Raw genomic sequence first — 12,880 nt, 5'->3', positions numbered from 1 at the left:
AAATGGTTATTCAATTGCAAAAAGGACAGAAGATTGATTTAGGTAAGACAAGCCCTGGCTTAACAAAAGCAGTAATTGGTCTTGGATGGGATATTAAATCTTATGACGGTGGATCAGATTTCGATTTAGATGCATCAGCATTCCTATTAGATGCGAATGGAAAATGCACGAAGGAAACTGACTTTATATTTTATAACAATTTACAGTCTCCTTGTGGATCTGTTCTACATACAGGGGATAACCGTACAGGTGAAGGTGAAGGCGACGATGAGCAACTTGTTGTAGACTTGAAGAAAGTTCCGGCAGATGTGCACAAAATTGCTATTACAGTTACAATTTATGATGGAGAAGGCCGTAATCAAAACTTTGGACAAGTTGGAAACGCATTCGTTCGTTTAGCGAATGAAGAAACGAGTGAAGAAGTTCTTCGTTTTGATTTAGGGGAAGATTTCTCCATTGAAACAGCAGTTGTCTTTTGTGAATTATACCGTCATAATGGACAGTGGAAGTTTAATGCAGTAGGAAGTGGTTTCCAAGGTGGCTTAGGTGCGCTTGTAAGAGCGTATGGCTTGGATGCATAAGAAGGGAAACGATATTCGTTTCCTTTTTTTGACCTTTCTATAAATCTAGCAAAGAATAGGGGATAAAGGTAAGATGAGTATTTTGCAAGGGATCCTTGATACGTATGCTCAGTTTTTCGACTTGGACATGTGGATTAAAGTGTTGCAAGATCCAGTATCTTGGGGATTAATAGGTACACTTGTTGTGCTTGAAGGGTTGTTATCTGCTGATAACGCACTTGTATTAGCGGTAATGGTAAAACACCTTCCGGAAGAAAAGCGTAAAAAAGCATTATTCTATGGACTTATTGGAGCTTATGTATTCCGTTTTATTGCGATTGGAATTGGAATGTTCTTAATTAAATTGGCGTGGGTAAAAGTGTTAGGTGCACTTTACTTAGCTTGGCTTTCAGTTAAATACTTCATTGATAAAAGAAAAGGTAATGCAGAAGAAGAAGAAGCTCATGGTATGAACCAAAACAGTATTCTCTTCAGAATGTTTGGTGTCTTCTGGGGAACAGTTGCGATGGTTGAATTAATGGATATCGCGTTCTCTGTAGATAGCGTACTTGCTGCATTTGGTGTATCAAATCAAGTTTGGATTCTATTATTAGGTGGAATGCTCGGTATTTTAATGATGCGTGGTATCGCTGGCGTATTCTTAAAATTGTTAGAGCGTATTCCAGAACTTGAAACGACAGCATATATTTTAATCTTAATTATTGCAGCAAAAATGTTATTGTCTGTTATTCATATTGAAGTAAGCCATAAGCTATTCTTTATTATTTTAGTTGTAGCATTTGGAGCAACGTTTATACTTCACTACATGAAGAATTCTGGACAAGCTAAAGAAGAAGTTGCAGCTACTAAAAATAATCATAAATAATTGAAATGGGTTTGCTCGTTATGCGAGCGCCCATTTTTTATAACTAAAAATAGTTTATAATAGAAGAGAGACTTTATAAAAAAAGTAAATGTTTTTGGAGGTGAACTGTTGTGTTTTCACGTTTTACACTTCAACCATGTGCATTAAAAGACGAATCAGATTTAAAGCAATTTGAAGCGCTTTTAGAAAAACGCCCACAATATGAACTGACAGAGAATGAGATGAAGTTTAGTTATATAGCAACACGTATTCTTGGTGTTCCTAATGATGTAGATGAATATTTCAATGAGCTATTTGATTATAGCGAAGTGAAAGGGGTCGTGGTTTTGCATGAACAAAATTTAAATAAGGTGATTGATCCCGAAAAACTGCGCCATATTCAAGAGGTTTTTACATTACATCAAGAAGCACCGAATGGCCTTACAGTAAATAGGCTTGTCGCCCATCTGTCTGGAAAACAACTATTACCACAAGTAGACAATCCTGACTTACAGCATTATATACATACGACGTTTATTTCTGTATTAAAATTGTATGAAAAACAACATAACCAATCATTAAAAACAGAAGGATTCCGTCGTTTCTTAATCGATATGATTAAGTTAAGTGACAATTACGCAGCGAAGTGGTTCTCTACGATTAATTATAAGAAACAAATGCCGCGCATTATTTGGTACGGTGATGCACAGGAAAGCCGTATATATTTCTTATACTTTCTTATTATGCTCGGTTGCGATGTACTTTATTATCACCCAGAAGGAAAAGATGGATTTGAGAATGTTGATGAGGAAGGAAGAAGTTTTGTTGTGTCTCATCCAGGTCGGATTTCTCTTGAGCCATTTCCAGATCGCCGCCGTGAGCGAGTTGCGACAGTAGCGTATCAGGCTTCAAAAGAAATTGAACAAGTACTTCACCATGATAACTCACTGCTGTACAAGCCATGGCAATTTCGTTCCTATACGCCTGTAGCTCGTACGCTCAAAACAACGTATGATGAACTCTTTTTAATTACGAAAGAAAAGGCATTTGTGCGTCCAACATTCTTTGTTGAAAATAAACACATTTATATCCCTTCTTTATTTGCGAAAATATCAGGTGTCTCAAAAAATGATAAAGAATATTTTCAGCGATTAAAGGCTATTACATCATTTGATAACAGTTTATTAATTAATACATTTCCGTTTACGAAAGAACAAAAAGCGAATTTCCAATATCATTACCGAGATGCGTTAGACCGCGGGGGGAAATTACACCCTGATTTAATTATGAACAGTCATTGGTGGCCACATAAACGTTTGCCAGAAGGATTGCAACATGGTATTGCAGAGGCAATCATCCATACGTGCGAGAGTGAAATGTGTAAACCCATTGCGAAAGAGACGAAACAAGATGTAGCACTGTATGTTTTCGCACAGCTTTCTCAAATACCGCCGAACATTTTAGAGCAACTTGAGAAATTTGATTACTCGCAAGAAGTACCGAAAATTGTTATATTTAATAATGAGAAGAGCGGAGAATTAAGCCGTTCGGATGCTGTTTTATTATTATTTTTAAATCAAATTGGGGTAGATGTATTCCACTTTAATCCAACGGGGAGAAATGATATTGAACCGTATATTGAAGCAGGAGCATTTGATTCCCATTGGCTTGAAGAAGTTAATTTCGATCTTGAGTTTCATGGCTCATCAGCCTATAAAAATTTATCACAAACAATAAAAGGACTATTTCGTCCATTTTTATAAGGAAAGGGAGAATGCCATATGAATAACCCAGTCATACTAGATTCGAAAACAGAATTAAATGAGCAAACGGCACAAGATGTTCGTTTACAACTTAGACAAGATGCAGAAGTACAACGTATTTATAATGCAGTAGATATTAAAGATCAGTTAGAATTAATCGAGCTTGGAAAAGAACCATCTATGGAAATTTCACGTTTCGCTGATCAAATTTTACATACAATGTCTTTATCAAAAATAGAAGACTCTGGAGAATTATTAAAACAACTTGGTAAAATTATGGACAGATTCGATAGCAAAGACTTTGCGGAAGAGAAAAGCGGTTTCTTCTCACGTATGTTCAAAAAAGCTGATAAAATGATTGAACAGATCTTTAGTAAGTACCAAACAATGGGTCGCGAAATGGATAAAGTATACGTAGAAATTACAAAGTATCAAGATGAAATGAAAAAATCAATCGGTACGTTAGATGGTTTATATGAGCAAAATTTAAAATATTATTTAGACTTAGAAAAGTATGTGGTAGCAGGGGAAATGTTATTAGAGCGTTTAAATACAGAGTTGGTTCCAATGTACGAAGAGCGTGTGCGTAACAATGACCAATTAGCAGGTATTGAATTAGAATCACTGAAAAACTCTGTTGAAATTTTAGAGCAGCGCATTGATGATTTAGAAAAAGCACGTATGGTTGCGCTACTTACAGCACCACAAATTCGTATGGTTCAACGTGGTAATAATAAATTAATTGGTAAAATCAATACAGCATTTATTACAACGATTCCTATCTTTAAAAATGGTATTATTCAAGCGGTAAATGCGAAACGTCAAAAGCTTGTTGCAGATTCTATGGCTGAACTTGATCGCCGCACAAATGAATTACTTAAGAAAAATGCACAAAATATTGCAACGCAAAGTGTGGAAGTAGCGAGATTATCAGGTTCTTCTAGTATTAAGATGGAAACACTTGAGGAAACTTGGAACATTATTTCAAGAGGTATGCAAGAAACACAACAAATTGAAGAGCAAAATAAACGTGAGCGCGAAGAAAGCCGCAAGCGTATGGCTACGTTAACAGAGAACATAAAAAAAGAATTACAAGGATAAAGTGAAACTTTAATCGGCGGGGACATCTCCCACAAATAGTGAAATAAATGAAAAGGCAATGAGGAATAATCCTCATTGCCTTTTAGTTTCTCTTTACTAATTTAATGATTTCATTCACAACAAGTGGAATGATACTTAATAAGAGAACAAATCCCCAATCTCGCATCGTTAATGCATGTACACCGAATATATTTGCAAGAGGTGGGATGGAGATAATACACACTTGCATAAGAACACCGATAAGAAGGGAGAAGACTAAATATTTATTTGTAAAAATCCCAATTGAAAAAATGGATTTCGTTCTTGAACGCAAGTTAAATGAATGAACGAGCTGAGAAAAACTAAGAACGACAAATGCCATCGTTTGAGCGTGTAATAGAGCATCTTCATCAATTTTCTCTGGGAAGAGAGGAAATAAATTTGTATCTCCGGTATAGAATTTTGCCCCGGCGATAAAGGCTGCTAACGTTAAAAGTCCAATGACAGCCCCATTGAAAATAAGAAAAGGAACGCTACCACTAAACAAGCTTTCTTTCGCATGTCGTGGTTTTTCTTTCATCACATCTGGATCTTCAGGATCAACCCCAAGTGATAATGCAGGTAGTGTATCTGTAATCAAATTGACCCACAAAATGTGAATAGGGCGTAGTGGTGTTGCCCAGCCGAGTAAAATCGCTAAAAATAAAGCGATAATTTCTCCAAAGTTACAAGAGAGTAAGAAGAGAATTGATTTTTTTATGTTACGATAAATATTTCTACCTTCCTCAACAGCTTTCACGATAGATGAGAAATTATCATCTGTTAACACGACATCTGCTGCCCCTTTTGCAACGTCTGTTCCTGTAATGCCCATCGCTACGCCAACATCAGCTTGCTTTAAAGATGGAGCATCATTGACACCATCACCAGTCATAGAAACGATATTTCCTTTTGCACGTAATGCTTTTACAATCTTCACTTTATGTTCTGGAGAGACTCTAGCAAAAACATTTAAATGATTAATTTTATTTGCTAATTCTGTATCTGAAATGTTATCTAATTCAGTTCCAATCATAATTTCAGACTTTTCTTCAGCAATGCCAAGTTCTTTGGCAATTGCAAAGGCGGTATCTTTATGATCACCAGTAATCATAACGGTGCGAATACCAGCTTTTTTACATTCTGTAATGGAATCTTTTACTTCAGTTCGCGGTGGATCAATCATACCGACAAGACCAATAAAGATGAGGTTTTCTTCAAGACGATCTATATCCACATCGTTTGAATTGTATTGTTTAAATGCGAATGAAAGTACTCTTAAAGCCTCTTGAGACATTGCCCCGGCAGCTTCTAATATTTGATTTTTATCAGCATCTGTTAGAACCTCGATTTTACCGTTTTTAAATATGTGGGTACATCGAGGTAAGAGTTTATCGATAGCACCTTTCGTCATGCTATAGTAGTTTTCATCGTATGTATGAACGGTTGACATCATTTTACGATCTGAATCGAAAGGCATCTCGTTAACGCGCTCATGTATCTTTTCTAAATGATCCTTTTGCATGTTAAAAGTGCTTCCGGCAACGAGAAGCGCAATTTCAGTCGGGTCTCCGGTTTGTGATTCGTTATTGTAAGACGCATCATTACATAGCACCATATTTTCTAACAATAGACGTTGCGTATCATTATTTACATTTAAATTTTCTAAGTGATCGTATTTGTTATCACTATAAAAGTGAGTAACGGTCATTTTATTTTGTGTTAACGTACCTGTTTTATCTGAACAAATAATTGTGACAGAACCAAGAGCTTCAACAGCTGGTAGTTTCCGAATGATAACATTCTGTTTAATCATACGTTGCACACCAATTGCAAGAACGATGGAAACGATAGCTGGCAAGCCTTCTGGAATAGCTGCAACGGCTAAACTAATAGCAGTCATAAACATTTCTAGTGTATCTCGTCCTTGTAAAAAGCCGATGAGGAACATAACGATACAAATAGCTACAGCGACAAAGCCTAAATACTTTCCGACTTGTGCTAAGCTCTTTTGAAGTGGCGTCATATCATCGTCTGCTTCATGTAAAAGGGTAGCAATCTTACCAATTTGTGAGTTCATTCCAGTTTCAACAGCAACACCGACGCCTCGGCCATATGTTACAAGAGTAGACATAAAGGCCATGTTTTTTTGATCGCCTAATGGTACTTGCTCATCACTTTGCATAGAAGGGTGGTAGATTGCATCTTTATCAACAGGGACAGACTCACCAGTTAGAGCAGATTCTTCAACTTTCAAATTGGCGGTTTCGATAAGTCGTAAATCGCATGGTATATACCGTCCGGCATCAAGCATAACGATATCACCTGGAACGACGTGCTCAGATGGAATTTCTTTTAGTTCACCATTTCGCTTGACGATAGCTTTAGGTGTCGCCATCTTTTTCAATGCCTCTAAAGCTTGTTCTGCTTTCGATTCTTGGACGACGCCAATAACAGCGTTTAAAACTACAACGAGCGCGATAATACTTGCATCAGCCCATTCACCTACAAAGGCTGAAATAAGGGCAGCAATAATAAGGACATATACGAGGACGTCATTAATTTGGGCGAAAATACGCTGCCATAAAGAGCGTTTTTGTTTTGTAGCTAATTCATTAAAACCGTATTGCTTTAAACGCTCATTTACAATTTCATCTGTTAAACCGTGTTGTTCGTTTGTTTCTAGGTCGATTAATGTTTGATCTTTCGTCTTACTGTACCAATTGCTCATAAGTAAGCACCTCCAGTAAAAACAATTAGCAATGGTAGTGTTGCTATTATTTGTGAGTAGTATGTATGGAGAAAAAATCTAAGGTGAGGTTCTACTTCCATTGTACAATATTTTACAGTTGGTTGAGAGAAAGAGAAGAGTTGTCATGAATTTGTTGGAAATAAAAAAGAGCCTCATAAGCGAGGCTTTTTACTTTTTAATTAATGTACCTAATTCTTCTGTAATAGCTTGCATTTCACTAATGCTGAATGTTTCACGTTTCATAACATGCTCATAAATGTCACGTAAGTCTTCGTACATTTCTTCATTAAAGCTAGCAGCTCTCATCGCTCCAGCATTAACCATACGTAATTTTTCTTTAATAGCTTCGACCATATATTCAACGTTTTCTTCTGACTTTACGGATAAATCCACCGAAGTGTCCCCCTTTAAAATAACATAAGGATATCTTAACATTTTTTATCATTTTCGTTAATGAATCTTTTCAATCCTATTAAATTAGTAGGGATTTCCTTTATATTTAATAATTGGTTGTTTATACTATAAGTATATATTAAGAAATGCACCAAGAAAGGAAGAAACAAAAATATGGTTCAAGTATTGTTTGTTTGTCTTGGGAACATTTGCCGTTCGCCGATGGCAGAAGCGATTTTTCGAGATCTTGTCGTAAAAGAGGGACTCGAAGAGAAAATTGTCATTGATTCTGCAGGAACTGGAGATTGGCATGTTGGCCATCCGCCACATAAAGGAACACAAAAAATTTTAACAGAAAATGCAGTCACTTTTGAAGGAATTAAAGCAAGGCAAGTAGAAAAAGAAGACTTAACAAAGTTTGATTATATTATTGCCATGGACAACAAGAATATAGCAGATTTAAAAAGTTTAGGTAAAACTGGAGGCTATATTGGTAGGCTGTCCGATTTTGTTCCAGACGGTGGCTGGACAGACGTTCCCGACCCTTACTATACAGGGAATTTCCAAGAAGTATATGACCTTGTAACAGAAGGGTGTGCAAAGCTATTAGCTTTCATTCGAAATGAACAAGGAATATGAGGAAGCTTAGAAAGAAATACTTTCTAACATAAGAAATGAAAGGGTGAAGGAATATGGCAAAGAAAAATAATATTGCTCGAAACATTGCGATTGGTGTAGCTGCAGGTGTAGCTGTATCTATGTTGAAGAAAGAAAACCGTGAAAAAGTAAAAAATACTGCGGAAAAAGCAAAAACAAAGATGATTGAAATCGGTGAAAATGCGAAAATCAAAGAAAAAGTGCAAACTGTTACAGATAAAGGACGTGAACTCGCTGACTTCAATGTAGTAAAAGCGAAAGTAGCAGAAATTAAAAAGTTGACGCCGTCTGTTGTAGAGACATTAAAAGAAACGAAAGAAATTTTTAGTAAGAAAAAAGTTGAGTCAGCAGAGAAGCCAGAAACGATTGAAATTCAAGCTGTGTCTTCAAAAGTAGATGAGATGAAAGCAGAAGAAGAGCCAGTAGTTGCTGAAGATGGCGGTATGAAAGAAGCGCGGGAACTATTTATGAAAGACTCTAATGTAGAGGAAAAAAAAACTGAAGCGTACATTGAATTGAAGCAAGATAAAGAAGAGAAGAAAAGCGTTTAAACATATATGAGAAAAATTTTAGAAAAGGTGAGAAGAAATCGTACTTATTCGTTTGGTAAAGATTTGTATGACCGGACGATGCGCGATGATGTAGCGGGCTTGGCAGCACAGCTCGCTTATTTCTTCTTGCTTGCGATTTTTCCTGGGCTTGTTTTCTTAATTACGCTTCTTGGATTCATTGACCTTCAAACAGAAAGTGTGCTCAATTTATTAGAACCGTACGTACCAGAAGATGCAATGTCTTTAATTGAAGTAAACGTTGATAAAGTTGTAAATGAGCAAAATGGTGGTTTATTATCATTTGGTTTATTATCAATGCTATGGTTTGCTTCAAACGGGGTAAATGCGGTTATGAATGCTTTTAACCGTGCGTATGATGTAACAGAAACACGTTCTTTTATTAAAACGAGAGCTTTATCAATTGTGTTTACATTAGCGATTATTTTTATGATTGTGTTTGCGCTAATTGTTCCAGTGTTTGGACAAGTCATTGGGGCAGCGGTATTTAAAGCAATTGGTTTATCAGATAGTTTTTCTTACGTGTGGAGTATTACGCGTTTAGTAGCGAGTTTCTTCGTCCTATTTGCATTGTTTAGTTTTTTATATACATTTGCACCAGATCGAAAGTTAAAAAGAAGAGAAGTCATTTCAGGAGCAATATTTGCTACTGTAGGATGGATTGTGGTATCGTACTCATTTGCTTATTATGTAGATAAGTTTGCGAATTACGCCAATACATATGGTGGTCTCGGTGGTATTATTATTCTAATGCTATGGTTTTACTTAACTGGATGGGTAATTTTACTTGGCGGTGAAATTAATGGTTTACTCCATCATTATAGAACGGGTGACAATAATTCCCGTAATGAAAAGTGAGCTCTTGTTCCATAATAAAAGGGAACAGGGGGGATATTTCATGAGTAATAATAAAAAGAATCACAACAATAAAAACAACAATAAACAAAAGAGTAGTTCGCATCCAAAGCATAAAACGAGTAGTAGTGCGAACGGGCATAATAGCTACCACTAGAAAAAAACGGGTCCTCTATGAGGGACCCGTTTTTATTTGTTTCCTTTTAATAATCGTAAGCCATTCAAAATGACAAGAATCGTACTTCCTTCATGTCCAATAACACCGAATGGAAGAGCTAAAGATTGCATGAAATTGGAACAAATCAGCATTGCAATTACAGCTAGTGAAAAGATTACATTTTGCTTTACAATACGGTTCATTCGTTTTGATAAACGGATTGCTTGGGAAAGTCGAGATAATTCGTTCTTCATAAGTACAACGTCTGCAGTTTCTAAAGCAACGTCTGTTCCTTCACCCATTGCCACACCAATGCTAGCAGTAGCGAGTGCAGGAGCATCATTTATGCCATCGCCGACCATTGCTACCGTCCCGTATTTTTCTTTTAGCTTTTTAATTGTTTCAACTTTTGTTTCTGGTAAGCATGATGCGTAATATTCCTTTATATTACTTTCGGAGGCAATTGCTTTTGCTGTTTCTTCATTATCTCCAGTAATCATAATTGCTTCGACACCGATGCTTTGTAATTCGCGAATAGCAGCTATTGTTTCTTGGCGAAGCGTATCTTTTAAAGCGATAAGTCCAAGAATGCCTCTCTCATCACTAATATAAACGACAGTTTTACCTTCTTTTTCAAGTGAGACAGAAATACCATTATGAAATGTCTTTGTTTCTTCACCAATAAAATCAGCTTTACCTATTTTATAAGCTTTGTTTTCGAATATTCCTTTTAGCCCAAAACCAGTTACATCTTCAACATTTTCTGGTTTTTTTAATGTAATGTCATACGCATGTTGTGCATATTTAACGATAGATTCAGCTAAAGGATGTGTAGAGTGACTTTCAATTGCTGCTGTAATAGAAAGTACTTCTTTTTCTGTTATATTTTCTCGAACATATACATCTGTTACGGTAGGTTTACCTTGTGTTAATGTTCCGGTTTTATCAAAGGCGATCGCTTTTACTGAAGCTAGGCGTTCTAAATGTATGCCACCTTTAAAGAGAATTCCATTTCTTGCTCCGTTAGAAATTGCAGATAACGTTGCTGGTGTAATAGCAGCAACGAGTGCACAAGGAGATGCGACTACAAGTAAGATCATAGCGCGATAAAATGTTTCATTCCAGCTCCAGTCAAGTAAGAAATGAGGGACGAACATCATAAGCGCAACAACGAGTAGTACCCCTTTTACATATGTTCCTTCAAATTTTTCGATGAATAGTTGTGATGGTGATTTTTCACTTTGTGCACTTTGGACGAGACGGATAATCTTTTGGAATAATGTTTGATCGCTCGGCTTCGTAATTTTAACTTCGATAGCACCGCGTAAATTTACAGTACCGGCAAATACTTCATCGCCATGTTTTTTTTCATTTGGAATAGGTTCTCCAGTAATTGCTGCTTCATCGATATTTGTTTCACCGTTATGAATCGTACCGTCAGCAGGAACGCGCTCACCTGGCTTAATTAAAATAATGTCGTTAATTTGTAATCGTCCAACAGGAACACGTTCTTCCGTTCCATTTGAAATACGTAATGCTTCTTCAGGTTGTAACTCAAGAAGCGCTGAAATTTCTTTTTGACTTTTACTTAATGTATAAGATTCCATCGCACCGCTTAGTGCGAAGATAAAGATTAAAATTGCACCTTCTGCCCAGTAGCCAATGATTGCAGCACCGATAGCAGCAAAGAGCATGAGCATTTCGACATTTAGCTCTTTCTCTTCAATGGTATCTTCAATACCTTCTTTCGCTTTTGCATATCCACCAACTATATAAGCAAGGATATAGCAAGTAATGCCTACATTCATTGCATCGTTCTTTGTGAATAACCAACCAGCTAAAATAAAAATACCAGATGCGATTGCAAATATAAGTTCATAATGTTTCTTTAATGTATCCCATAAAGAGGGATGAGAAATAGACTTTTGTACTTGTAATGTTTTTACTTCTGAGTTCATTACTACTCGCTCCTTCCAAATTCTTATTGAGAAAAAGAATCAAAATCGAAAGCCCTATAAAACGACGAAAGCTGCCATCCATAATGGATAGCAGCATTTCTGTTGAATCTGATTTTAATAGTTATTATGTTATAATTATTCTATAGTATAGCATATGTTTTCGTTAGATGATATGTTTTGTTTGCGTATAAACTGAAAACTTGTGTTTTCACACTTCCTTTGGTATATATGAATATTGTTCATAAAAAGATCGGAAAGGAAGACAACAAGTGAAGACAGAGAAATTTTTTACCCATCCGATTGGCGTACTAATTGCTGCAATAGTAGCGACTTTTTTATGGGGGAGCGCATTCCCGTTTATTAAATTAAGTTATGCTGAACTTGGAATTCAGCCACAAGAAGTTGGGGAGCAAATATTATTTGCTGGTTATCGTTTCTTTTTATCTGGAGTTATGCTCTTATTCTTCTTTAAAGTGTTAGGAAAAGATATGAGCTTCAAAAAAGGAACGGGGAAACAGTTAGTACAAATTGGTTTATTTCAAACATTTCTTCAATATATATGTTTTTATATTGGAATGAGTTATAGTTCTGGCATTGAAGGAGCTATCATTTCAGGAACATCATCTTTCTTTCAAATTTTACTTGCGCACTTTTTATATAAAGATGATGCGCTCAATATGAGAAAAATAATAGGGGTCTCTATCGGCTTTTGTGGTGTCATTTTAGTAAATGTACCGAGTGATGGTAGTTTGTCATTCCATTTCGGAATCGGCAGCTTATTACTTCTTAGTGCAGCAATGTTGTATTCATATGGAAACATATTGGCGAAAGAAGGTAGTAAAACATTAGATATTGGCTATATGACGGCATACCAAATGATTTTTGGTTCTATCGGGCTATTATGTATAGGAGCTCTGCAAGTTGGAGTTATGCCATTTACATTTAGTGTACATGCAATACTTATGCTTATCTATTTATCTTTCTTATCAGCAGCAGGATTTTGCATTTGGAATACAATTATGAAGTACAACAAGGTTGGAAAAGTATCAATGTACATGTTCTTTATACCCGTATTTGGTGTGTTGTTATCGAGCATGATTTTAGGAGAAGCAATTCATTCATTTGTATTATTCGGTTTGGCATGTGTAGCCGCGGGAATTATCGTGGTGAATCGGACGACAGCTAAGCAGAAAAGGGCGAACGAAAAACAAGTAGCATAGATAATAGGAAAA

Annotated in this window: 11 protein-coding genes; 8 read left to right on the top strand and 3 right to left on the bottom strand. The window is 36.2% G+C overall.

Features of this window, described 5'->3' with window-relative positions; genetic code table 11:
• Positions 1-2 precede the first annotated feature (2 nt).
• The 4 genes from QEP67_RS25650 (at position 3) to QEP67_RS25635 (ending at position 4,289) form a co-directional block, all read left to right on the top strand.
• Positions 3-581, top strand: a complete 579-nt coding sequence (locus QEP67_RS25650) for a TerD family protein (RefSeq protein ID WP_000236650.1) — start codon at positions 3-5, stop codon at positions 579-581.
• A 73-nt stretch (positions 582-654) separates the two neighbouring features.
• Positions 655-1,446: a TerC family protein gene (locus QEP67_RS25645; protein WP_000025697.1), complete on the top strand. Its 792-nt coding sequence runs from the start codon at positions 655-657 to the stop codon at positions 1,444-1,446.
• Positions 1,447-1,556: 110 nt separating this feature from the next.
• Positions 1,557-3,188: a YceG family protein gene (locus QEP67_RS25640; RefSeq protein WP_000492831.1), complete on the top strand. Its 1,632-nt coding sequence runs from the start codon at positions 1,557-1,559 to the stop codon at positions 3,186-3,188.
• Positions 3,189-3,206: 18 nt separating this feature from the next.
• A complete protein-coding gene (locus QEP67_RS25635; RefSeq protein WP_001064402.1) occupies positions 3,207-4,289 on the top strand; it encodes a toxic anion resistance protein in 1,083 nt (360 codons plus the stop codon).
• Between the two features lie 82 nt (positions 4,290-4,371).
• On the opposite strand, the gene QEP67_RS25630 is transcribed toward QEP67_RS25635, so the two are convergent.
• Together QEP67_RS25630 and QEP67_RS25625 are read right to left on the bottom strand one after the other, a co-directional pair.
• Positions 4,372-7,038: a cation-translocating P-type ATPase gene (locus QEP67_RS25630; RefSeq protein WP_000073675.1), complete on the bottom strand. Its 2,667-nt coding sequence runs from the start codon at positions 7,036-7,038 to the stop codon at positions 4,372-4,374.
• Positions 7,039-7,227: 189 nt separating this feature from the next.
• Positions 7,228-7,452 carry a DUF1128 domain-containing protein gene (locus QEP67_RS25625; protein ID WP_000366197.1) on the bottom strand — a complete coding sequence of 75 codons (225 nt, stop codon included), beginning with the start codon at positions 7,450-7,452 and terminating at the stop codon, positions 7,228-7,230.
• Positions 7,453-7,626: 174 nt separating this feature from the next.
• Between QEP67_RS25625 and QEP67_RS25620 the strand changes: the two genes are divergently transcribed.
• The 3 genes from QEP67_RS25620 to QEP67_RS25610 are packed head-to-tail and all read left to right on the top strand — an operon-like array spanning position 7,627 to position 9,536.
• A complete protein-coding gene (locus QEP67_RS25620) occupies positions 7,627-8,091 on the top strand; it encodes a low molecular weight protein-tyrosine-phosphatase (protein ID WP_000250911.1) in 465 nt (154 codons plus the stop codon).
• 53 nt (positions 8,092-8,144) lie between these two features.
• Positions 8,145-8,660: a DUF4075 domain-containing protein gene (locus QEP67_RS25615; RefSeq protein WP_001085390.1), complete on the top strand. Its 516-nt coding sequence runs from the start codon at positions 8,145-8,147 to the stop codon at positions 8,658-8,660.
• 6 nt (positions 8,661-8,666) lie between these two features.
• Complete coding sequence (locus QEP67_RS25610) at positions 8,667-9,536, top strand: YihY/virulence factor BrkB family protein (RefSeq protein WP_001226528.1); 870 nt, start codon at positions 8,667-8,669, stop codon at positions 9,534-9,536.
• 186 nt (positions 9,537-9,722) lie between these two features.
• On the opposite strand, the gene QEP67_RS25605 is transcribed toward QEP67_RS25610, so the two are convergent.
• On the bottom strand, positions 9,723-11,648 hold the full coding sequence (locus QEP67_RS25605) for a heavy metal translocating P-type ATPase (protein ID WP_001083776.1): 1,926 nt from the start codon (positions 11,646-11,648) through the stop codon (positions 9,723-9,725).
• A gap of 269 nt (positions 11,649-11,917) precedes the next feature.
• Between QEP67_RS25605 and QEP67_RS25600 the strand changes: the two genes are divergently transcribed.
• Positions 11,918-12,868 carry a DMT family transporter gene (locus QEP67_RS25600; RefSeq protein WP_061672576.1) on the top strand — a complete coding sequence of 317 codons (951 nt, stop codon included), beginning with the start codon at positions 11,918-11,920 and terminating at the stop codon, positions 12,866-12,868.
• Positions 12,869-12,880: the final 12 nt, after the last annotated feature.

This window comes from Bacillus cereus group sp. MS39, from assembly GCF_040448665.1.
GTDB classification, from domain to species: domain Bacteria; phylum Bacillota; class Bacilli; order Bacillales; family Bacillaceae_G; genus Bacillus_A; species Bacillus_A wiedmannii.
The sequence above is the reverse complement of the archived record's forward strand: the minus strand, read 5'-3'. Positions and strand labels throughout refer to the sequence as shown.